This is a genomic window from Chitinophaga sp. NPDC101104 (assembly GCF_050277495.1).
Lineage (GTDB): Bacteria > Bacteroidota > Bacteroidia > Chitinophagales > Chitinophagaceae > Chitinophaga.
Map to the genome: position 1 here is coordinate 955,699 of NZ_JBNNSF010000001.1, position 23,835 is coordinate 979,533.

The window sequence follows — 23,835 nt, forward strand, 5'->3', positions numbered from 1 at the left end:
GATGGAATTGCCCGTTTTTTACGCCGGAGATATGGCGCCCGGCGCCGCCGCCTATACGATGGATGAGCCTACGTCCAAATATTGCGTGACCGTGCTGCGCAAAACCAAAGGCGATAACATCCTGCTGGCCGACGGGCGCGGTGGGAAATACACCGCCGAGATCACAGACGATCACCGCAAGAAATGCGTGTCCGCCATTATCGGAACGGAGCACGTTCCTGCGCCAGCGCCGCGCCTGCACATAGGGATCGCGTTCACCAAAAACACGTCGCGGATGGAGTGGTTCCTGGAAAAAGCGGCGGAAATCGGCATGTCGGAAATCATCCCCCTCATTACCCGGCGCACCGAAAAAGAGAACCTCAAAATGGAAAGGCTGGAAAGCATCCTCGTTTCGGCGATGTTGCAATCCCGGCAATGGCATCTTCCCAAACTGCATACCCCGCAGCCTTTCGAATCGCTGATGGCGATGGAAGGCCAGCGCTTCATCGCACACTGTCTTCCCGGAGAGAAAAAATCCATTTTACAGATCGCCCGGCCGGGGGAAGATGCGCTGCTGCTTATCGGGCCGGAAGGGGATTTTACGCCGGAGGAAGTGGAATTGTCACTGCAATACGGCTATCACCCGGTAACGTTAGGCAACACCCGCCTGCGCACGGAAACTGCCGGCCTGGTGGGATGTACGCTGCTGGCGGCGGTGAATAACAAATAGGGATATACATCGATCAACATAGAAAAGGCTGACCCGCAGGTCAGCCTTTTCTCGTTTTATGCCGGCATGATTTATTTCTTCGGCTCGATGTCGGTCTCTTTCGGCCCGCGCAATTCCACGGGATGGGCCGCCTGTTTTTTGCGCATGCGCATGTTCAGCAGCTCCACGAGCAGCGCCACCACCATCGAGAAGTACACATAGTTCTTCAGGTGAAGGTCGTGCACGGCGTCGGGATTCCAGCCTTCCATGATGAGGATGCCGCCGATCATGATGAGGAAAGACAGCGCCAGCATTTTGAAAGTAGGGTGCTTGTGAATGAAAGCACTGATTTTCGGCGCGAACGTGAACATGACGAACATCGCGATGATCACCGCAACGATCATGATCTCCACATGCTTGGCGATACCCACGGCGGTAATGATACTGTCGAACGAAAACACGATGTCGATCACGATGATCTGCCCCACCACATTCAACAGGGAAGTGGCGGTTTTCTGCGCGCCGCTCTTTGGCGTGGCTTCGTCTTCGCCTTCCAGTTTGTGGTGGATTTCCAAAGTGGTTTTGACGGTGAGGAAGATACCGCCGGCGAGCATGATGAGGTCGCGGAGGCTGATGTCGTTCCCAAAAATGGAGAACAGGGGCTGTGTGGCGCGGATGATGTACCCGATGCACAACAGCAGTGCGATGCGCACGGCGATGCCGGTGAACATCCAGATGCGGCGGGCCTTGAGGCGTTTTTCCTCGGGCAGCCTGTTCATGACGATGGAAACGAAAATTACGTTGTCGATGCCCAGCACCACTTCCATGAGGGTAAGGGTCAGCAAACTGATGAGGGAATCAATGGTCAGGAGTTCTTGAAATGCGATCATTGGTTATGGTTGAATGGATAATCCCTGGCAGATTTTCTTCACGATGGTGGGGCCTTCGTAAATGAAGCCGGTGTACACCTGTACAAGGCTGGCGCCGGCGTCTAGTTTTTCCTGTGCGTCGGCAGCCGTGAAGATGCCGCCTACGGCGATGATGGGGATCGTGCCGCCTGATTTCCGGTGGATGTAGCGGATCACTTCCGTTGCGCGCCCGCGCACGGGGCGCCCGCTGAGGCCGCCGGCCCCGATCTTCTCCAGTTCTGCGGCCGGCGTTTGCAGTCCTTCCCGGCTGATGGTGGTATTGGTAGCCACAAGCCCTGCCAGTTCCGTTTCCCGGACGATCTCGATGATATCGTCGAGCTGTTCGTTGGTGAGGTCTGGCGCAATTTTCAGGAGGATGGGCTTGGGTTGCTGTTTCTGGTTATTGAGCATTTGCAGGTGATGGAGCAGCTGCTTGAGCGGTTCTTTTTCCTGCAGGGCGCGAAGGCCGGGCGTGTTGGGGGAGCTGACGTTCACCACGAAATAATCTACCACGTCGAACAGGGCGTGGAAGCATTTTTCGTAATCGCTCACGGCCTCTTCGTTGGGCGTCAGTTTGTTTTTGCCGATGTTGCCGCCGACGATGATGTTCGACCTGCGTTTCTGCAGTCTTTTCGCGGCTGCGCGAACGCCTTCATTATTGAATCCCATGCGGTTGACGAGGGCTTCGTCTTCCGGGAGGCGGAACAGGCGGGGCTGGTCGTTCCCCGGTTGCGGAAGGGGCGTAACGGTGCCGATTTCCACGAACCCGAACCCGAGGTGCGACAGTTCGTCGATAAACCGGGCGTCTTTATCGAAACCCGCGGCGAGGCCAACCGGGTTGGCGAAGGTAAGGCCCCAGAGTTTGCGTTCCAGGCCCGTGTTTTTCGGGCGGCAGCAGGCGTCCAGCAGATTCTTGCCGAAGGGCAGTGCATTCACGACTTTCAGCCCGCGCATCACACCGTAGTGTATGCGCTCCGGGGGGAAGCCGAACAGTATTTTTTTGATAAAACCGTACATGTCGCGCAAAGATATAAAATTGCCCAGACCCCTGCACTATTTGGTTTATGTGCCCCCGCCGCCTAATTTTGCCGCATCGATCATGTTGGACCTCGCCGCATTTGAAAAGCTCTTCCGCGAGCATCACAGCCACTGTCTTGCCTTTGCCGTGCACTACACGGGAGACCCCTGGGAGGCGGAGGAAGTGGTGCAGCTCGTCTTCTCCCAGTTATGGGAAAAGCGGGAAAATATCCGTATTTCCGGATCGGAGCGGTCGTACCTGTTCACCGCTATCCGGAATATGGCCATCAGCCAGTGGCGGAAGCAGCAGGTGCGGACCGAAAAGGAAGTCGCCTTCGGAAAGATGCAGGACGATTCCGTTCAGCTGTCGGTACAGGCGCGCGAATTGGAGGGGCGGCTGGAGATGGCCCTCGGGAAACTGCCCGAGCGATGCCGGGAAGTGTTCGTCCTGAGCCGGAAAGAGCAGCTCAAATACGCCGAGATCGCCACTGTGATGAATATTTCCGTTAAAACCGTCGAGAACCAGATGGGAAAGGCCCTGCGGATCCTCCATGAGGAACTGCGGGATTACCTGCACCTGTTTTTTTGATACGGGATAGGGGATGGGCGCTCCGGCGCGCGTCTTCTTTCCGTCTAGTTAATATTTACAACTGTTCATGAGCCATCTGCAACCAGACGAGGCATTATATTCTTTGCTGTGCAAATACCTGCTGGGCGAGGCGGAAGCCCCCGAGCGCGCGTGGGTGGAAGCATGGCGGAAAGACCAGCCGGCCAACGAAGCCGCGCTCGGTGCGGTCCGCCAGTTGCTGGAAGCCCCCCGTCCCGGAGACCCCTCCTTCGGCATCAGTACAGACAGCAGCTGGGAACGCCTCCGTGCCAGCATCACCGCCCAGCCGGCCACGCCCGCTCCCGAAACGGAAGTGGTGCCCATGCGCCGGAAAAACAGGGTATGGATGGCCGCCGCCGCCATAGCCCTGCTCGTGGTAGCGGGGATTTGGGGCGTGAAACGCGCAGGGAACGGTGAACAGTCGTTTTCCGGCGGACAAACCGCCGATCTGCACGACGGCAGCCGCATCCAGCTCGCCGGAAACGGGAAACTGACCGTGGATGAGGATTTTGGAGAAAAGGAACGGCGCGTTCGCGTAAAAGGTAAAGCCAGCTTCGACATCGCCCCCGCCGCCGGCAAACCCTTCATCGTGGAGGCAGGTGAAACGGAAATCCAGGTGCTGGGCACGAAGTTCACCGTGGAGTGGGACACCTCTCTGTTCATCCGCGTCGAAAGCGGGAAAATACAGGTGACCGACCCCGATCTCGGCAAGCCTGTGGTGATGACCGAAGGGATGACCCTCCGGCGCAACGACGCCAACGGGAAATTCGAAGTGAAAGGAGAACAAGGCCTGAGCTTCGAAGACGTGCCTTTCGCCCAGGTAGTGGAAGCGGTCCAAAAAGAATATCATGTCAAAATCACCGTCGCCGACCCCGCGATACTGGAAAAACGGATCACCACCCGCTTTTCCGGAGAATCGGTGGAAGAAGTGATGGACGCCCTGGCGTTTATGGTTTCCGCATCGGTGGAAACACCCGCGCCGGGCACATACAGGCTGCAGCCGCTGTAACAATTATTCGTCAAAGTCAATTGCTTGCAAATGAAGAAAGTCCTGCCGGGATTATTGCTGCTGGCAATACTCCCCCTGCAGGTGTTCGCATGGAACTGGCGCACCCGGATCTCGGTCTCCCTGGAAGATCAGCCCCTTTACGTGTATTGTGACCATCTGGAAAAAACTTACGGCATTCCGTTTTCCTATAGCCGCGACGTTGTCAATCTCAACCGCCGCATGACCCTCCGCGTCCGCGATATGCCCCTGCGCGAAGTGCTCGATCAGCTCTTCGCCGACAACGGCATCCAGTACCGCCGCATCGGAGGATTACTGGTACTGGCCGCCAAACAGCCCTTCCAGCGCACCATCAGCGGATATGTGGAAGATGCGGCCACCGGCGAAAAGCTCATCGGCGCCACCGTTTACGCCCCGCATCTCAAAGCCGGCACCGTCACCAATAATTACGGGTTCTACAGCTTCACCACGCTCCGCGACACATTGTCGCTTTTCGTGTCCTACACCGGATACAACGCCATGCAGGTACCCGTCCGCGAGCGCGACAGCAAACAGCTCAATTTCAAGCTGCGCCCGTCCAACACCCTCAGGGAAGTGGAAGTCTCGGAAGCCTTGCCGCGGCTGCAGGACCAGACGCAGATGAGCAAGGTGAACGTTAATATGTCGCAAACGAAAACGATGCCGCGTATTTTGGGAGAAGCGGACGTTTTGCGGTCGATACAGGCCATGCCCGGCGTGAGCGGCGGGATGGAAGGAACGAGCGGCATACACGTCAGGGGTGGAAGCCCCGACCAGAACCTCATCCTGCTGGATGGTACGCCGGTCTATAATTCGACGCACCTGTTCGGGGTGTTTTCCGTCTTCAACCCGGACGTCATTAAAAATGTGGACCTGTATAAAGGCGCGTTCCCGGCGAGGTACGGCGGACGGCTGTCTTCCGTCGTGGACATTTCCATGAAAGACGGCGATATGTACAACCATCACGGCGAGCTGTCGATCGGGCTGCTCGCGTCGCGCATGGCGGCCGAAGGGCCGATCGTCAAAGGGAAAACTTCCTACATCCTCACCGCGCGGCGGACGTATGCCGATCTGCTCCTGCAGGATGCGGCCAACAAGGAACTGAAGTTGGGCGAACAGGGGGAATTCTGGGCGTACTTCTATGATGCGAACCTCAAGATCAACCACATCTTTTCCCCGAAAGACCGCCTTTACCTCAGCGCTTATGGCGGGGAAGACAATCTCACGATGCACCGCAACGAAGTGTTCGATTCGGTGCAGGGCGCGCCGAAAAGATACCATGAAGAGATGAAATTCCGGCTGGGATGGGGCAACCAGGCCTATGCGCTCCGCTGGAACCATATCTTCAATCCGCAGCTGTTTTCCAACGTCACCGTCAATTATTCCCAGTTCCGTTTCAATACCAATTACACTTACAAATACATGGCGCTCGATACGCCGCGGCTGCGCGAAAACGACAACGCTTTCGGCAGGTATTATTCGAAAGTGGACAATCTCGGCGCGAAGATCGATTTCGATTACCGGCCGAACCCCAGCCATGTCGTGCGTTTCGGCGCGCAGGGGACCTGGCATGTGTTCAGGCCGGGGATCACGGCGTTCAATAATGTTTCCGACGACCAGCAACTGGCCGATACCACTTACAACGACCAGACGCATGGCGGCGTGGAGCTGTCGTTGTATTTCGAGAACGACTGGAAGATCCGCGACTCCATGCACCTCAACCTCGGCGTACACGCGTCGGCTTTTTTGGTGGAGGGAAGGGCGTACACGTCCATACAGCCGCGCCTCGGCTTCCGGTACATGCTGCCGCGGAGATGGGCGCTGAAAATGTCGTACACGGTGATGACGCAATACATCCACCTGCTCACCAACAACGCCGCCACATTCCTGCCTACCGACCTTTGGGTGGCCGCTACAGACAAGGTGCCGCCTATGCACGCGCAGCAACTGGCGCTGGGCCTGGCGAAAACGACGAACGATAACCGGTACGAATTGTCGGTGGAAGGTTATTACAAGCGGATGGAAAACGTCATCCAGTACCAGGAGCAGAACGCGGATTTCAGTTCGGCTACCAAAAGCTGGGAAGACCTGGTGGTGGTGGGCCGTGGATGGAGCTACGGCACCGAAGTGCTTTTGCAGAAAAAGCAGGACCGGTTCAAGGGATGGATCGGATACACGCTCGCCTGGAGCCGCCGTGCTTTCCCGAACATCAACCAGGGCAGGGTTTTCCCCTACAAATACGACCGGCGGCACGAGCTGGAAGTGGTGCTGACGCACCAGTTGGGCAAACGATGGGAAGTTTCCGCCCAATGGCAATACGCCAGCGGATTACCGCTCACGCTGCCCGTGGCGAGCTATGAGAACATCACGGAGCCATCGCCCCACATGCCCCCGCCGGAATTCGAACCGGGCTCGCAGCCGGTGGATGTGTACCGCGATCAATATACCGTTCGCATGCACGACGTGCACCGCCTCGACCTTGGCGCCACTTATACCAAACAGCGCAAGAAAGCGCGGTACATGCTCAGTTTCGGGCTGTACAATACCTACAATCGCAAGAACCCGTTTTTCTACTATTATAAACACAATCCCGATTCGCAAAAGCGCGAGCTCACGATGCTGAGCATCCTGCCCGTGCTGCCCAGCGTTTCGTGGTCAGTCAGGTTTTGATATGAAAAAAGCAGCTTATCTCCTCGCCATCACAGCGCTCGCGGCCTGCGAACAAAGTGCGGATATCCCGGTGCCGTATGAAGGCGACAGGATCGTCGTGAACAGCCTCGTGCAGGAAGACAGTGTCGTCTACCTCCGCCTTACCCGCTCGCAGCCCCCCGGCGCCACGGCTTTCCCGGAAATAAAAAACGCCACCATCAAACTGACCGCCGGCGATGCGCCCATGACGATGCAGTTCCGCGAAATCAACGGCAAGGGATATTACGTGTCTGCCACAACCGTGGCTGCCGGAAAACCTTACCGGATCGAAGTGACCGCCGCCGGATTGCCCGGCGTGAAAGCGGAAGACACGCTGCCCCGGCGGCCCCGGCTCCACGACCCCTTCGCCCAGGCGGGCGGCAACCGCGTGAAAGTGTACCTCGACGATCGGCCTGGCGCAGACCGGTACCGGATCAGGCTGTTTGCGGCGAAAAAAGGGGCAGGCGGGACATATGTGCCCGTATCGCGGAAAGAATACCGCTTCGATCCCTCGTACAACAATAGTTTCACCGACCTCATCACCGAAACCTACCACGAATTTTCCCTCATCCCCGACGAGCGTTTCGACGGGCGCGACATCCTCGTGGTGCTCCAGACGCGGCAGGTGCTGGTGAAAGATGAAGTGCTGCTGCTGGAGGTGACCGGCCTCACTTCCGCCAGCTGGCAATATTTGAAGTCGCTCCAGCTCCAAAGCTCCGGCGACGGCAATCTTTTCGTAGACCCGGCTATCGTCTATTCCAATGTGGACAAGGGTTACGGGATATTTGCCGGGGTTTCTTCCGCCTGGATGGAGATACCGATCAAATAAGGCTGGAATTCCTTAAATTTGGAGAATACCAAACAAAAGGAGATAACCATGCAAGACGCATATATCGTAGCAGGATACAGAACGGCGGTGACGAAATCGAAGAAAGGCGGGCTCAGGTTTTACCGGCCCGACGATCTGGCCGTAGATGTGATCAAGGGTTTGTTGGGTTCCGTTCCGCAGCTGGACCCGAACCGGGTAGACGATCTGATCGTGGGGAACGCGGTGCCGGAAGCCGAACAGGGCCTCCAGATCGGCCGGATGATCAGCGTCCGCGCATTGGGGATCGACGTGCCGGGCATGACCGTGAACCGGTATTGCGCCTCCGGTCTCGAAACCATCGCCATCGCCACGGCTAAGATCCGCAGCGGACAAGCGGATTGCATCATCGCCGGCGGTACGGAAAGCATGAGCCTCGTGCCCACTGCAGGCTGGAAAACCGTTCCCGCTTACAGCGTGGCCACCACCAATCCCGATTATTACCTCAGCATGGGCCTCACCGCCGAAGCGGTAGCCAAAGAATATAAAGTGAGCCGCGAAGAGCAGGACCAGTTCAGCCTGCAATCCCATCTCAAAGCCATCAACGCCATCCAGAACGGCTATTTCAAGCCCGGCATCCTTCCCATTACCGTGGAAGACGTGTTCGTGAACGAAAAAGGGAAGAAACAGACCAAATCCTGGGTCGTGGATACGGACGAAGGGCCGCGTGCCGACACCTCTATCGATGCACTCGCCAAACTGAAACCGGTATTTGCAGCCGGTGGCTCGGTAACGGCGGGCAACTCTTCCCAAACGAGCGACGGCGCCGCTTTCGTGATCGTGATGGGCGAAAAAATGGTGAAAGAACTGAACCTACAACCCATCGGCCGCCTGGTGGCCTGCGCATCTGCCGGCGTTCATCCGCGCATCATGGGCATCGGGCCCGTGGCCGCAGTGCCGAAAGTGCTGCGCCAGGCCGGCAAATCGCTCGGCGACATCGATCTCGTGGAACTCAACGAGGCGTTCGCTTCCCAATCCATCGCCGTGATCCGTGAGCTGGGCATGGACCCCGACATCGTGAACATCAACGGGGGCGCCATCGCACTGGGGCACCCGCTGGGCTGCACGGGCACAAAACTGACGGTACAGTTGCTGAACGATATGCAGCGACTCAACAAAAAATATGGTATTGTAACCGCCTGCGTCGGCGGTGGACAAGGCATCGCGGGCATCATCGAAAACCTCGCGTGATCTTTTCCGGAAAGATTTTTTTAAAGCCAGCTTGTCATCAACTATCAGCCGCCGTTGTGTCACTCACTTCGGCGGCTTTTTCCTTTATCAGCTTTCGCTTCCGGTATATCGTTCGCTTCTTGCTTTGCGTAAAACACCGCCAAACATATAAAATAATACAATTGAATTAAACTTTTTACTAATTTGGTTGCGGAATTCGGCTGCAGCGGGTCTTCCCGGCAGTCTATCAACTCAAAATTTTGACCGCCTTTTAACCGTATCCCCGATGGACCGCAGATCGTTCCTCACACTCAACTCCTCCCGCAAAGCCGCTCCAGCCAAAGCTGCCCGGACTTTCACCGGCATAGCGCCCTATTCAGGCCCCTGGGGCACCGCGCAGGTGGTGCATCTGCTGAAACGCGCCATGTTCGGCGCCGCGCCGGCAGACGTCAAGCACTTCGGCGCCATGAGCCTCAACCAGGCGGTGGATGCCCTGCTCGTGCCCAACGCCTCCGTTCCCACGCCCCCCGTCAACAGCTACCAGACCGGCGGCTATGTAGACCCCACCGGCGTGGTCCCCGGAGCACCCTGGGTAACGGCCCCCGAAGGAGATGAAGACCTCAACGATCACCGGCGGTATAGCTACAAAGCCTGGTGGACCGGCCTCATGCTCAACCAGCAACGGTCTATCCACGAAAAAATGGTGCTGTTCTGGCATAACCACTTCGCCACCGAAACACAAACCATCCAGGATGCCCGCTTCATGTACGCCCACAACGTTACCCTTCGCGCACACGCCCTGGGGAACTTCAAAGCCCTCACCAAAGCGGTCACCATCGATCCCGGCATGCTCGTCTACCTCAACGGTTATCTCAACGAAGCCACCGCGGCCGACGAAAACTATGCCCGCGAGCTCCTCGAGCTCTTCACCTGCGGCAAAGGCCCCGATTCCCTGTACCAGGAAGAAGACGTTCGCGCCATCGCACACGTGCTCACCGGGTATAAGGTCGACAAAACGAACATCACCAGCTACTTCGATCCCACGAAACACGATTATCAGAATAAACAGTTCTCCAGCTGGTTCTCCAACAAGGTCATCACCGGCAAAACCGGGCCCAACGGCACTACCGAGCTGGACGATCTGCTCACCATCATCTTCGCACAGCATGAAGTGGCGAAATTCATCTGCCGCAAACTCTACCAGTTTTTCATCTACTACGAAATCGACTCCGCCGCTGAAAACGACGTGATCTCCCCGCTGGCCGATATTTTCCGCGCCGCCAATTACGATATCCGACCGGTGCTTTCCGCACTTTTCAAAAGCGAACATTTCTACGATCCGGCGAATATGTCGTGCCTCATCAAAAGCCCGGTAGACTATACCGTAGGCATGTGCCGCGAGTTCGGCGTACAATTCGCGCCGGCTTCAGATTACATGAAAGCCTACGCGCAATGGCGTTCCCTGCAATCGGCCGCAGGCAACATGCAGCAGAATATAGGCGATCCGCCGGGCGTTTCCGGGTGGGACGCGTATTACCTCGCCCCCCAATTCCACGAGCTGTGGATCAATACCGATACCCTGCCGAAACGGAACTTCCTGGCCGACCAGATGATCACCACCGGGTATATTTCCATGGGCCAGACGTTGCGCATCGATCCCCTCGTGTTCACGCAACAGTTGCCAGACCCTTCCAACCCCGTGCTGCTCATCAACGACGCACTGGCGATCCTGTACCGGATGGATTTGTCTGACGCTATGAAAGCCTATCTCAAAAACGATATCCTGCTCAAAGGGCAACAACAGGATTATTATTGGACGCAGGTCTGGAATATCTATATCTCCGACCCGTCTGACGCGATGAACAAAGCACTGGTCGTAGACATGCTGAAAGCCCTTTACAAAACCATCATGAACCTGTCAGAATATCACCTGGCCTGATCACGTTGAAAACCTAATTATGAAACGCAGAGATTTCCTCCGATATACCGCCCCGGCAACTATCCTGCCCTCCTTTATCAACGGCTTTTCCATCAAGGCTTTTGCCGCGTCCCCGTTCCTGGCGGCGCTGGAAAAGACGGCGCTCGACAATGATCACGTGTTGGTGATGATCCAGCTGAATGGGGGGAATGATGGATTGAACATGGTGATCCCGCTGGACCAGTACGGCAAATACAGCGCCGCACGCTCCAATATCGCTATCCCCGAAGGCAGCGTGCTGCGCCTCGCCGGACAGACCAAAACCGGCATCCATCCTTCCATGACCGGCATCCGGGATTTGTATAATGAAGGCCATGTGTCCATTATCCAGTCGGTCGGCTATCCTTCCCCGAACTTTTCCCACTTCCGCGCTACCGATATCTGGCTCACGGGCTCGGATGCGAACGTGGTGCTGGAAACCGGTTGGGGCGGGCGTTTCCTCGATACCGAATACCCCGGCTACCCCACAGGTTACCCGAACGCCGAAATGCCCGATCCGCCGGCCATCCAGATCGGATCGATCGTTTCCCCGTCTTTCGTGGGCGCGGGCGGCAACTTTGGGATGGCGGTCACCAGCCCTACAGACTTCTACAACCTCCTTGAAAATATCGAAGAAACCGTGCCCAACACCCGGGCCGGAAAGGAATTGAAATATATCCGCCAGATCCAGCGGCAAACCAACCGCTATGCAGACGTCATCAAGGCGGCGGCTTCGAAAGTGACCAACCAGCGGGCTTATCCGGACAATCACCTCGCCGCGCAGCTGAAGATCGTGGCCAGGCTGGTGGCGGGCGGGCTCAAGACCCGGCTGTACATGGTGGGCATCGGCGGTTTCGATACGCACGCCAGCCAGACCAACAGCGGCGATACCACCACCGGTACCCACGCGCATTTGCTGGACATGGTGTCTTCCTCCATCCATGCCTTCATGAAAGACCTGGAGCAGCAGAAGAAATCGCAGCGCGTGGTGGGGATGACGTTCTCCGAATTCGGCAGAAGGATCAAATCCAACGGCAGTATGGGAACCGACCACGGCAACTCCGCGCCCATGATCGTTTTCGGCGATTACGTGAACCAGCAGATCCTGGGCAACAACCCGACCATGCCCGATGCGGCGTCGCCGGTAGACAATGTGCCCATGCAATACGATTTCCGTTCGGTGTATGCCTCGTTGCTCGAACAGTGGTTCTGCGTGCCTTCTTCCGAACTGAACAAGATCATGTTGAACAACTACCAGAGCCTGCCGCTCGTCAACGGGCTGGCCTGTAGCGTGGTGACGGGCATCCCCGGCGTGGGCGACGATGAAACGCTCATCACCAATTATCCCAATCCTTTCTCCACCAAAACGGTACTCAGCTACAAAACCCGCGGCGGGCATACGCTGATCCAGGTGTTCGACACCATGGGCAGGCTGATCGCCAAGCCGGTAGACCGCCAGCATGCCGCAGGCAATTACACGCATACGTTCGACGGGGAGCATCTTCCGTCCGGGATGTATTACGTGCGCTTCCAGAATGGTGCGGCCCAGCAGGTGCGTACCATGATGAAAGTCCGTTAATCATGCAACAATGTTGCAATTGTAAGAAAAAGGTTATCTTTGGCGGGATAAACCGGGTACATTGAAACAGCGTTTGCTACAAATCAGCGTTTTTCTCCTCCTGGGCGTCTTCAGTATTTACCTGACGCCCCGGGAGTACCTGCATCATTTTTCCGGCCACGAGGACACGGTAGACGAGCCTGCCTGCAGTGCCATTTATGCGCACGGGCCGGTCATTTCCACCGTTCACCAGCACTGCGACTGGTTGCATGGCGCCATGGAGTCTTTTCTCCCGGAGCATAGCGTGCACCTGGCTTCGGTGCCTTTTATCTTCGCCGAGCTGCCATCCGTGCAGCCCGTTCCCGTACCGGTAGCGCCGGTGCTCTATTGCTCGCTCAGGGCGCCTCCTGCCGCTTAACCCCTTCATCCTCCCACATCGCATTTATCACCGGCAGTTTTGCTTACTGCCCCCGACGTATTGTAACCAGATGAGAAATTTGAGATTACGCGCATGGCTGTGCGGGCTCCTCGCATTCGCGTGGACGGCACCGGCGATGGCACAATGCACCATCCGCATCGGCGGATCGGTCACCGACAGCGAAACGAAGAAACCGCTGTCTGGCGCCACCATCGTCGTGAAAGAAAACGGCCATATCGCGAAGAGCAACGAAAAAGGACAATTCACCATAGACGGGCTTTGCCCCGGAAATTATACCGTTCACATCAGTCATATCGGTTGTTTGCCGGTGGAGCTTTCCTGGCAGGTAAGCGGAGACGAGCGGCGGAACATCGAGCTGCCGCACAGCGTTACCCAGTTGCAGGAAGTCGCCATTACCGGCCATGCCGCCAAGGAAGTGACCACCGCACCGGTGGAATCGCTCAGCGGCCGGGAGCTGGAAAAAACACGGGGCCTCACCCTCGGCGAAGCCCTCAAGCGGGTGAACGGCGTAACCGCCATGACCACCGGTCCCAACGTTTCCAAACCCGTCATCAACGGCCTGCACAGCAACCGCGTGCTCGTCCTCAACAACGGCATCCGCCAGGAAGGCCAGCAGTGGGGATCGGAACACGCGCCGGAAGTGGACCCCTTCCTGGCCAATAAGCTCGTGGTCGTGAAAGGCGCCGGCGCACTCCGGTACGGTGGCGATGCCATCGGCGGCGTGGTGCTCGTGGAACCGCGGGATTTGCCCGTGAAGCCGGGCTTGGCTGGCGAAGTGAATATGTCCGCCTTTTCCAACAACCGCCTGGGCGCGCTGAGCGCCATCATCGAGCAACAGGTGCCCGCGGTGCCGGGGCTCAGCTGGCGGCTGCAAGGTACCCTCCGCAAAGGGGGCAACACCAGAACGCCCGGCTATTGGCTCGATAACACAGGCGTGGAAGAATACAATTTCTCCGCAGCCGCAGGGTATAAAAAGAAGAACTATGGATTGGAGCTTTTCTATTCGCAGTTCAACACCAACCTCGGCGTTTTCGAAGGCGCCCACATCGGCAACCGTACCGACCTGGAACAGGCCATCAAACAGGGCCGTCCGCTGGCGCAATACACGGAAGGGTTCTCCTACAACATCGACCGGCCGTACCAGCACGTGGCACACGAACTGTTCAAGGTGAAAGGATATGTGAACACGGGCAACGCGGGGAAACTGAACCTCGTGGTGTCGCGGCAGTTCAACGAGCGCGAAGAACTGGATTACAATTCCGCCCTTTCCGTAAACCGGATGAACCTCTTCCTCACTACGTGGACGGGCGAGCTGCTCTGGGACCACAAATCCTGGAACGGCCTGCGGGGCACCATCGGCGCCAGTGGCATGTACCAGAAGAACAGCTATCAGCGCAGGCTTTTCATACCCAATTATGAAAGCCGCCAGTGGGGCCTGTTCTGGACGGAAAAATGGGAGAGCCCCGACAATAAATGGCTGCTCGAAGGCGGTGTGCGGTACGATAACAAGGAGTACTATAACATCAACGACAATACGAACGATATCGCCTATGAAACACAGACGTACGGCAGCTTTTCCGGATCTGTGGGCGCGCAGTTCCGCATGACGGACAACTTCCACGCATCGGTGAATTACGCGCGGGCATGGCGCCCGGCCGGCGTGAACGAGCTTTATGCATACGGGCTTCATCACGGTACCGGTACGTTCGAACTGGGCAATGCAGGGCTGAAAGCAGAAGCCGCCAACAAGTTCAACCTCGGGCTGCACTACGATCTGGGCGATAAACTCGAAGCCGATGTGAACCTGTATTACAACAAGTTTTCCAACTTCATCTTCCTGCAGCCGACGGATAGTATCGTGGTGTCGATCCGCGGATCGTTCCCGTTCATGTACTATACCAGCGCCGATGCCACCACCAAAGGAATGGACGCCCAGTTGCGCTGGCGCTTCCTTCCCAAATGGCAACTCACCACGAAAGCATCCGTGCTCCGCGCCTGGAACGAGGATATCAACGATTGGCTCATCAGCATGCCTTCCGACCGTTTCGAACACGAGATCAGTTTCTTTCCCGGCAACACCAAACGCCTGAAAGACAACTATTTCGCCATCAGCATGCAAAACGTGACGAAGCAAACGCGCATTCCTGCCGATCCGAAAAATCCATTCAATCCGGCCGGGCAAGACCTCGTCCCGCCGCCAGACGCATATAACCTGCTAAACCTGGAAGCCGGCAGCACCGTGCATTTCGGCAGGCAACCCCTGTCTGTCATCCTCGGCGCTACCAACATTCTCAACACCCGTTACCGCGACTACATGAACCTCTTCCGGTATTATGCAGACGAGCCGGGTGCCAACATTTACCTTAAACTCAAACTGCCGCTCATTTTCGGCAAAAAATCCTCCTGATCCATCATGAAAAAAATATTCACTTCCCGCAACTATATCGCATTTTTCGCCGCTGCCGCCGTGCTCGCATTTTCCGCCTGCAAAAAGGAGAAACACGACGATCATGAGCATGAGCACGAAAACGAGAACGAAGAGATCACCACCGTGAAGCTCACCTTCACCAATGCCGCCACGCCGGCGGAAAAAGTGATCGCGACCTGGAAAGACATGGACGGCACCGGTGGCGCCGCGCCGCAGATCACGCCCATCAACCTGAAAGCCAACACTGCTTACCTGCTGGCCACCGAACTGCTCGACGAGCGCAAGAACCCGGCAGATAACGTGACCGAAGAAATCGAAAAAGAGGCCGGCGAACATCGCATCTTTCACCTGTTTTTCGTGAATGCCAACGCGCAGGTGACCGATTCGGTAACCACCGCCGCAACGGTAACGCCGCTGGACAAAGACGGGAAGAACCTTCCGGTCGGCCTCCAGGTGCATGTGGCCACCAAAGCGGGTTTCAAAGGTTACTTCCGCATGGTGGTACGCCATCAGCCCATCGGGAAAGATGGTACCTACGGCCCCGGCAGCTCCGATGCACAGGCAGAATTCCCGATCGAGATCAAGTAAAAATAGTCGTGACAGGCAAAAGGAAAGGGGGACTGGCAATTGCTGGTCCCCCTTCTGATGTATACGATGGCTGGTTTAATGTTCTCCGGCTTCGAGGCCTTCCTGGTCGCCGGCTACAATGAGCTTGAACGGCTTCCCGCCCACGGGGATGCTCGCCGTTTGCTGCAGCGTAGCCAGATCGAGCATACGTATCGCCGCTTCGGCCTGGTCGGTAATGTAAAGCGCGCGGCGCGACACGGCGAAATACGGCTTCTGCGCCGCGGTGGCGCCTGCGGGAATGGCCGTTGTGATCTTCCCTTCTTTTTTGAGCTGGGCGGTCACCGCATCGAAGATTTTCAACGTTCCGTCTGTAAGCAGCACGTAGAGGTTTTTGCCATCGCTGTCGAGCAGGTATTGATGGATGTTGTTATCGTTTTTGAGAACTTCCGTGATTTGCTTGCTGGCGGGATCGATCTTGAAAAGCCCCAGCGAAACGTACCCGAAGAAATGCGGCAGCGCCTTGTTGCCCAATACCGTACCGATCCACGCGGTACCGAAGCTGGAAGGATAGGGGATGAGCGATTGCTCGCCGGTCTGCGACACGATGAGGATGCCGTCTGCACTGCCGAACGCGGCCAGCTTGCCGTTGCCCGCATCGCCATGGATCCCTTTGGTGGCGATTTTCGCCTCATGCAGCGTTTTCCCGAAGCGGTCGATGATCTTCACTTTTTCCGGCAATGTCCCGGAAACGGACCCGTCTTTTTGCGTTACGGCGATGGTGAAATCGTCGAAGATGACCATGGCGCCATGATGCGGTTGCGCAACGGGGAGCACGGTGCCGCCATCGCCTTCGAGGTCGCCGTCTTTAAAGAGGCTGAGCGAACCGGTGCCGTCGTTGAAGATCGCGTTCAATCCGGCATGACCGAAGAAATGTGTGGGCCCGGCTTCGGAGAACTTGACGGGTGACATTTCCGCTTTATGGATGTGCAGATGCCCGCCATGTTTTTCCACGCCCGTGTTGAAGAATTCCACTTTTCCCGCCGCGCGGCTGATGATGGTAGCAAATTGGCCGGTGCTGGTGGCGTACAGCGAAGGCTGGGCGGAAGTGACGGGGTAATTTACCGTGGTTTTCTTCAGGGGGTCGACCACTGAAATCCGCGCCTGGTCTACATCGCTGACGATCAGGCGGAGAAAGGCGGCTTCCGGTTTGGAGGGTTCTCCGGGAACGGCAGGTTGGTCGTTTTTCCGGCAGGCTGCCAGGAACAATCCGGCGAAAATGGCCGGGAGCAAGAGTTTTTTCATGTTAGGTTTATTAAAGTGCAACAAAGTTGCAAATCTATAAAAATGCATCAATGTTGCAAATTAATGGAGCGATTTATTGAAAACGATTTTCGGGGAGATAAGTAAGTCGCGCCGGGCTTGTGTTACACGCAGTCGGGAGAGAAAAAAATGGGGCGTAATGAAAATGATAAGATATATTTGAGGATGGATGGATCTCCGTCCGATTCACCGGAATAAAACATCATTCAACATACTAAAGATGATCTGACATACTGCTCAGATTTTGGATGAAAAGCAAAAAAGGGCCGTTTTCACGGCCCTTGTGTATTAAATAAGGAATTAATAATCAGTGGGAATGATCGTGCCCATGCCCGGGATCGGGGAGTTGGGCGGTATCTTCGTCGTAGTACACGAAGAAGTAGAGGTAGATGACGCGGGAAATGCGCATCAGCCAGGGTTGCAGCGCGATGAGAATGACGCCGTTAACGCCGAGCCACCAGAAAATGCTGTTATCGTCCCAGCTCATTCCGAAGAAAAACCAGTACCAGATGAGGTTGAAGACAGACAGGGCGATGCCGAGGGCGTAGCTTACATATCCCGTCCCGAACCAGAACCCGGTTTCCAGTTCGTATTTCTGATTGCACACGGGGCATCTGTCGTACATCTCGAAGATTTTCGAGAAGCGCAGCTGGAAGGGATTTTTGTTTTTGAACATATCGCCTCTCCGGCAGTGCGGGCATTTCATCTTCAGCATGCTGAGGAAATAATTCGGTCTGTTGCTCATGGTGCGCAAAAATACGATTTAATTTCAGGATGCTGCCGGTACTTCGGTGGTTTTGCGTTCGCCGATCTGCTGGCGCCACATGGCGTAATACAGTCCTTTTTCCGTGAGCAGGTCGTGATGCGCGCCGGTTTCCACGATCTTTCCTTTTTCGAGCACGTATATACGGTCGGCATGCATGATGGTAGACAGGCGATGCGCGATCATTACGGTGATGTGTTCCTTGCTGGACGTGACGTGGCGCACGGTTTGGGTGATTTCTTCTTCCGTGATGGAATCGAGCGCCGAGGTGGCTTCGTCGAACACCAGGAGCCTCGGTTGCCGCAGCAGGGCCCTGGCGATGGAGAGACGTTGTTTTTCGCCGCCCGAGATCTTGATCCCGCCTTCACCGATCACCGTATCGATCCCTTTTTCCGCACGCGCCAGGAGGCTGTAGGCCGATGCCCTTTGGAGCGCGCTCATCATGTCTTCTTCGGTGGCCTTTGGGTTCACGAATGCGAGGTTCTCGCGGATCGTTCCCGAAAACAGTTGCGTATCCTGCGTCACGAAGCCCAGCTGGTGCCGCAGTTCTTCGATGTCCAGCGCATTGGAATCGATGCCGTTGTACTGGATATGCCCTTCGCCGGGCTTATACAAGCCCACGAGCAATTTCACCAGCGTCGTTTTGCCGCTTCCCGAAGGGCCTACGAATGCGATGGTTTCCCCGGTTTTTACCGTGAACGTGATATCGTCGAGCGCCTTGCTTTTGGCGGTGATATGCTGGAAGCTCACATCCCGGAACGCCAGTTCGTTCACCAGCGAAAGTTTCGCCGGCGATGCGGGCGTTTCCTCCACCGGCGTCTGCAAGATCCGCTGGAAGTTATCGAGCGAGACCTGGGCTTCGCGGTAGGCGAGGATGATGTTGCCCAGCTCCTGCAGGGGGCCGAACAGGAAGAAGGAATAAAGCTGGAGGGAGAACAGCTGGCCTACCGTCACCACGTCCCCATACAGCAGGTACAGCAGCAGGAAGAGGATCGAGGAGCGGAGGAGGTTCACGAACGTGCCCTGGACGAACGCGATACTGCGGACGCGTTTCACTTTGGTGAGCTCCAGCAGCAGGATCTTCATGGTATTGGCGTTCAGCCGGCGGATTTCCTGGTTGGTAAGGCCGAGGCTTTTCACCAGTTCGATGTTGCGCAAAGATTCCGTGGTGGCGCCCGCCAGCACGGTGGTCTCTTTCACGATGTTCTTCTGGATGGCCTTGATGCGCTTGCTCAGCACGTTCATGAGCCAGCCCAGGAGGATGGAGCCGCCGAAATATACGAACACCAGCGACCAGTGGACCCTGAACGCGAAAATCATCACGAACACGACGCCTACGAGGGTGGTGAAAAGGATATTGATGAACTGGGAAATGAATTTTTCCGTGTCGAGGCGCACTTTCTGGAGCACGGCGAGGGTTTCGCCGGAACGCTGGTCCTCGAACTCCTGGTAAGGCAGCCGCATGGAGTGGCGGAGCCCGTCTGTGTACATTTTGGCCCCGAGGCGCTGGGTGATGGCGCTCACGAAATAATCCTGGAACGCCTTGGCAATGCGCGATACCATGGCCACGCCGATGGAAGCCAGCAGCAACAGCAACACTCCGCTCAGGTACTGGCTTTCGGTCCGCGGAATGGTTTCAACTGCATTTTTGGCGGAAAACGTGGTGGGATGATCGGCGAACTTGTCTACGATCTCACCGAAGATCCAGGGGTCCATGAGGGAAAAGACCTGGTTGACGGTCGCAAGCCCGAGGGCGGCCACTACCAGCCATTTATAGTTTTTGAGGTACTGCAGTAATAATTTCATGGGGCAAAGTTAGCGTTATTTGTTACCCTAACGGTGTTGCGACATCGATTTTAAACTGTACTAATCACGGTATTTACCCTAAAAATTGCGTAAATTAATATCCGGCCGGGAAGGTCATCCACCAGCATGTTATGAGCCTCGCAAACTGATATTTCCCCGCAGAACGGCAAACCCACTCGCCCCGGCGCCTCACCGCAAAACAATTGCCGTATGAAAACGTATGACGAAAAACACATCAAAAACGTTGTGCTCATTGGCGCTGCCAAGAGCGGCAAAACGACGCTGGCCGAAGACATGCTCTTCGAGGCCGGCATTATCCCAAAACGCGGCTCCGTGGAGGAGCGGAACACCGTGTCGGACTACCACGAAGTAGAGCACGCCCGGGGCAACTCCGTGTACGCCACCACGCTGCACACCGAGTGGCGGGATTACAAGATCAACATCATCGACACCCCGGGCCTGGAAGACTTCATGGGCGAAGTGGCTTCCTCCATCCGGGTGTGCGACACCGCCGTGATGCTGCTGCATGCCTACAACGGCGTGGAAGTGGGCACAGAGCAGATCTGGGATTATGTAGACCGCTACGGCAAGCCCACCATCCTGGCCATCAACCAGCTCGACCATGAAAACGCCAACTACCAGCAGGTGCTGGAGCAGGCCCGGCAGTTCTTCGGGCCGGCCGTTACCCTTATGCAATACCCCGTGAACCAGGGGCCCGGCTTCAACGCCATCATCGACCTCCTCAAAATGACCATGTACCGCTTCCCCGAAGGTGGCGGCAAACCCGAAAAACTCCCCATCCCCGACGACGAAAAAGCGCAGGCAGACGAATGGCATAACGCCCTCGTCGAAAAAGCCGCCGAAAACGACGACGCCCTCATGGAACTGTACTTCGAAAAAGGCAGTTTGGATGAGGACGAGTTGCGGCAAGGCCTGAAGATCGGGATGATGAAACACCAGGTGTTCCCCGTATTCTGCCTCAGCGCCCTCCGGAATATGGGCAGCGGCAGGCTGATGGGGTTCATCGATAACGTAGCCCCTTCCGCCGTGGAAATGCCCCCGGAAGTCACGGAAGACGGCCGCGAAGTGCCCTGCGACCCCGCCGGGCCCGCCTGTCTTTTCGTTTTCAAAACCCTCCTGGAGCCCCACATCGGCAAGCTTTCCTTTTTTAAGGTAATGAGCGGCGAAGTGAAAGCCGGACAGGAATTCTACAACGAAAAAGGCAGTACGTCGGAACGGCTGAACCAGCTGTTCATCGCAGACGGAAAGAACCGACAGCCCGTTGACCGCCTCCGTTCCGGCGATATCGGCTGCACCCTCAAACTGAAAAACACCTTCACCAATCATACCCTCAACGATCCGAAATTCAACGCCCAGATCGATCCCGTCCACTTCCCGGCGCCGCGCGTCCGCACGGCCATCGTCGCCAAAAACAAGGCAGACGATGAAAAGCTCGGTGAAGTGCTGAACGAGATCCACATGGAAGACCCTACGCTCGAAGTGGAGTACAACCGCGAACTGAAGCAGGTCATCCTCCACGGCCAGGGAGAGCTGCATCTTGCCGTCACCAAATGGCGGCTGGAGCATGTGTATGGCATGCAGGTGGATTACCTGCCGGCGCGCATTCCTTACCGGGAAACGATCCAGAAGGCGGCGCAGGCAACGTACCGGCACAAAAAACAATCGGGCGGCGCGGGCCAGTTCGGCGAGGTTTTCATGAAGATCGAGCCCTGGTTCGACGGCATGCCGGCCCTCAAGGAGTTCCCGGTGCGCGATACGGAAGAGATCGCGCTCAGCTGGGGCGGAAAGCTCGTGTTCAACAATTGCATCGTGGGCGGTGCGATAGACGCGCGCTTCCTGCCATCGATCCTCAAAGGGGTGATGGAAAAAATGCATGAAGGCCCGCTCACCGGCTCTTACGTGCGCGATGTGCGCGTAAGTGTGTACGACGGCAAGATGCACCCGGTCGACAGTAACGATATTTCCTTCAAGATCGCCGGTATGATGGCGTTCCGCGAAGCGTTCCACCAGGCTGCGCCCCAGCTGCTGGAGCCGGTGTACGACATAGAGGCCTCCGCGCCCGACGTCATGATGGGCGATATCATGAGCGAGCTGCAAAGCCATCGCAGCATCATTACAGGCATGGATTCGGGTAACGCCAAACAGGTCATCAAGGCGCGAACGCCGCAGGCGGAACTGGATCACCTGTATGCCGCCCTGCGCAACGTTACGCAGGGAAAAGCGAAGGTGAAAGTAAGCTTCGCGGAATACGCACCCGTTCCGGCGGATGTCCAGAAAAAACTCAGCGAAGACTACCGGAAAGTGGAACAGCAGAACGGCCAGCACTGATCCGGATTATCCCCGGACGCCAGCGCTATGCCCCGGTGCAAGCGTCCGGCAATACCGCTGTACCGTGGGTCATGTCCCAATTCTCAAAATGAATGGCCCCAACTCGCGCGGTCCAGCGTGCGGTATTGGATTGCGTCGGCGATATGGCGCGGCGCGATATGCTCGCATGCTTCCAGGTCGGCGATCGTCCGCGCAACTTTGAGGATGCGGTCATAAGCACGTGCGCTCAGTTGCAGCCTGTTCATGGCGGTAGACAGCAGTTGCCGTGCCTCAGGCACCAGGTTACAAAATCTCTCCAGCTGCGCCTTGTTCATCTGCGCATTGCAGTATGCGTCCGGATGTTGTTTTTTATCACCGGGCGAGAATGAAATTTCCAGGCTCCTGAAACGTTTGGATTGCAGTTGCCGCGCAGCCACCACCCGGCCGCGTATGTCGGCGCTGGATTCCGGCGGCGGAGAATCTGCCAGTGCGGAAGGCGCGACGGGCATTACTTCCACGTGCAGATCGATCCTGTCGAGCAAAGGCCCGGAAATGCGGTTGAAGTATTTTCTGACAGCGGTCGGATGGCATGTACACGCCTTCTCCCTGTGATTCAGGAAGCCGCAGGGACATGGGTTACAACTTGCGACCAACTGGAACGTAGCCGGAAACTCCATCGCCTGGCGCGCCCTCGAAATACTGACGCACCTTTCTTCCATGGGCTGCCGCAGCACTTCGAGCACGGAGCGCCGGTACTCTGGCAGTTCGTCGAGGAAAAGGATGCCGTGTTGCGCCAGCGAGATCTCTCCGGGCTGGGGAATGCTCCCGCCGCCCACCATCGCCATTTCGCTGATGGTGTGATGCGGGGAACGGAAGGGGCGGGAAGTGAGCACGCCGTCCGTAGCGTTTAGTTTCCCCGCTACGGAATGGATGCGCGTGGTTTCGAGGGCTTCGGCGAGTGTGAGTGGCGGCAGAATAGTAGGGAGCCTTCGTGCCAGCATCGTCTTGCCTGCGCCGGGAGGCCCCACCAGCAGGATGTTATGGCCGCCCGCCGCGGCGATCTCCATCGCCCGCTTGATCGTTTCCTGCCCTTTCACTTCCGAAAAATCGAGCCCCTCCGGAAAGCCCGGCTGGTAAGCGGTCGGCGGCTCGGGACTTCGCGATTCCTTTCCTTCCAGAAAAGCCAGCACCTCCCGCACATGCGCCATGCCGTACACATCGATCCCTTCCACCATCGCGGCTTCCAGCGCATTTTGACAGGGCAGTATCATGCCGGAGAACCCTTCCTGCCGGGCGCGCATGGCCATCGGCAAAGCCCCGCGCACAGGGCGCAACGTCCCGTCCAGCCCCAATTCCCCCATGATGACGAACCGTTCCACCGGCTGCTGGAAAACCGCCTGTTCGGATGCCGCCAAAATCCCCAGCGCAATGGGCAGATCATACGCAGCACCTGCCTTGCGGATATCCGCCGGCGCCATGTTCACCACCGTCCGCAAACGGGGCATCCGGTAACCGGTGTTCTTGATCACCGTCTCGATCCGGTATTCGCTTTCCTTGACGGCATTGTCTGGCAGGCCCACCAGGCAAAACCGCGTGCCCTGGCCTACATTGACTTCAATTGTAATGGTAATGGCATCCACGCCGTGAATGGCGCTGCCAAAAATTCTGACGAGCATTGGGAACAAACAATGTTAGTGAAACA

18 protein-coding genes are annotated in these 23,835 nt (G+C 56.9%); 12 read left to right on the plus strand and 6 right to left on the minus strand.

The window, feature by feature from the left end:
• Position 1 precedes the first annotated feature (1 nt).
• Positions 2–709, plus strand: a complete 708-nt coding sequence (locus ACQKLP_RS04085) for an RsmE family RNA methyltransferase (RefSeq protein ID WP_427320302.1) — start codon at positions 2–4, stop codon at positions 707–709.
• A gap of 71 nt (positions 710–780) precedes the next feature.
• Here the strand turns inward: ACQKLP_RS04085 and ACQKLP_RS04090 are convergent, their stop codons facing one another.
• Entirely contained in the window at positions 781–1,578 is a 798-nt protein-coding gene (locus ACQKLP_RS04090; protein ID WP_427320304.1) for a TerC family protein, read from the minus strand.
• 3 nt (positions 1,579–1,581) lie between these two features.
• Positions 1,582–2,613, minus strand: coding sequence for a quinone-dependent dihydroorotate dehydrogenase (locus ACQKLP_RS04095; protein WP_427320306.1), 1,032 nt, complete (start codon positions 2,611–2,613; stop codon positions 1,582–1,584).
• 82 nt (positions 2,614–2,695) lie between these two features.
• Here ACQKLP_RS04095 and ACQKLP_RS04100 point away from each other — a divergent pair, with 82 nt between their 5' ends.
• The 10 genes from ACQKLP_RS04100 (at position 2,696) to ACQKLP_RS04145 (ending at position 15,937) form a co-directional block, all read left to right on the plus strand.
• Entirely contained in the window at positions 2,696–3,202 is a 507-nt protein-coding gene (locus tag ACQKLP_RS04100) for an RNA polymerase sigma-70 factor (protein ID WP_427320308.1), read from the plus strand.
• Positions 3,203–3,269: 67 nt separating this feature from the next.
• Positions 3,270–4,229 carry a FecR family protein gene (locus ACQKLP_RS04105; RefSeq protein WP_427320310.1) on the plus strand — a complete coding sequence of 320 codons (960 nt, stop codon included), beginning with the start codon at positions 3,270–3,272 and terminating at the stop codon, positions 4,227–4,229.
• Between the two features lie 30 nt (positions 4,230–4,259).
• Positions 4,260–6,914, plus strand: a complete 2,655-nt coding sequence (locus tag ACQKLP_RS04110; protein WP_427320312.1) for a TonB-dependent receptor domain-containing protein — start codon at positions 4,260–4,262, stop codon at positions 6,912–6,914.
• 1 nt (position 6,915) lies between these two features.
• A complete protein-coding gene (locus tag ACQKLP_RS04115; RefSeq protein WP_427320314.1) occupies positions 6,916–7,761 on the plus strand; it encodes a DUF4249 domain-containing protein in 846 nt (281 codons plus the stop codon).
• A gap of 48 nt (positions 7,762–7,809) precedes the next feature.
• A complete protein-coding gene (locus ACQKLP_RS04120; protein ID WP_427320316.1) occupies positions 7,810–8,988 on the plus strand; it encodes an acetyl-CoA C-acyltransferase in 1,179 nt (392 codons plus the stop codon).
• A gap of 265 nt (positions 8,989–9,253) precedes the next feature.
• Positions 9,254–10,906 carry a DUF1800 domain-containing protein gene (locus ACQKLP_RS04125; RefSeq protein WP_427320318.1) on the plus strand — a complete coding sequence of 551 codons (1,653 nt, stop codon included), beginning with the start codon at positions 9,254–9,256 and terminating at the stop codon, positions 10,904–10,906.
• Positions 10,907–10,925: 19 nt separating this feature from the next.
• The gene (locus ACQKLP_RS04130) at positions 10,926–12,503 is read left to right on the plus strand and encodes a DUF1501 domain-containing protein (RefSeq protein WP_427320320.1); all 1,578 of its coding nucleotides are present in this window, start codon (positions 10,926–10,928) and stop codon (positions 12,501–12,503) included.
• Between the two features lie 61 nt (positions 12,504–12,564).
• Positions 12,565–12,900, plus strand: a complete 336-nt coding sequence (locus ACQKLP_RS04135; RefSeq protein ID WP_427320322.1) for a hypothetical protein — start codon at positions 12,565–12,567, stop codon at positions 12,898–12,900.
• Between the two features lie 79 nt (positions 12,901–12,979).
• Complete coding sequence (locus ACQKLP_RS04140; protein WP_427320324.1) at positions 12,980–15,328, plus strand: TonB-dependent receptor; 2,349 nt, start codon at positions 12,980–12,982, stop codon at positions 15,326–15,328.
• Between the two features lie 6 nt (positions 15,329–15,334).
• On the plus strand, positions 15,335–15,937 hold the full coding sequence (locus ACQKLP_RS04145) for a hypothetical protein (protein ID WP_427320326.1): 603 nt from the start codon (positions 15,335–15,337) through the stop codon (positions 15,935–15,937).
• A gap of 75 nt (positions 15,938–16,012) precedes the next feature.
• Here the strand turns inward: ACQKLP_RS04145 and ACQKLP_RS04150 are convergent, their stop codons facing one another.
• The 3 genes from ACQKLP_RS04150 to ACQKLP_RS04160 all read right to left on the minus strand — a co-directional run bounded on the left by ACQKLP_RS04150 (position 16,013) and on the right by ACQKLP_RS04160 (position 19,805).
• On the minus strand, positions 16,013–17,218 hold the full coding sequence (locus ACQKLP_RS04150; RefSeq protein WP_427320328.1) for a YncE family protein: 1,206 nt from the start codon (positions 17,216–17,218) through the stop codon (positions 16,013–16,015).
• Between the two features lie 325 nt (positions 17,219–17,543).
• Positions 17,544–17,981: a DUF983 domain-containing protein gene (locus ACQKLP_RS04155; RefSeq protein ID WP_427320330.1), complete on the minus strand. Its 438-nt coding sequence runs from the start codon at positions 17,979–17,981 to the stop codon at positions 17,544–17,546.
• Positions 17,982–18,005: 24 nt separating this feature from the next.
• A complete protein-coding gene (locus ACQKLP_RS04160) occupies positions 18,006–19,805 on the minus strand; it encodes an ABC transporter ATP-binding protein (RefSeq protein WP_427320332.1) in 1,800 nt (599 codons plus the stop codon).
• Positions 19,806–20,015: 210 nt separating this feature from the next.
• Here ACQKLP_RS04160 and ACQKLP_RS04165 point away from each other — a divergent pair, with 210 nt between their 5' ends.
• Positions 20,016–22,154 (plus strand): elongation factor G, encoded by a 2,139-nt coding sequence (locus ACQKLP_RS04165; protein WP_427320334.1) that lies wholly within the window; start codon positions 20,016–20,018, stop codon positions 22,152–22,154.
• A gap of 83 nt (positions 22,155–22,237) precedes the next feature.
• Here the strand turns inward: ACQKLP_RS04165 and ACQKLP_RS04170 are convergent, their stop codons facing one another.
• Positions 22,238–23,809: a YifB family Mg chelatase-like AAA ATPase gene (locus ACQKLP_RS04170; protein WP_427320336.1), complete on the minus strand. Its 1,572-nt coding sequence runs from the start codon at positions 23,807–23,809 to the stop codon at positions 22,238–22,240.
• Positions 23,810–23,835: the final 26 nt, after the last annotated feature.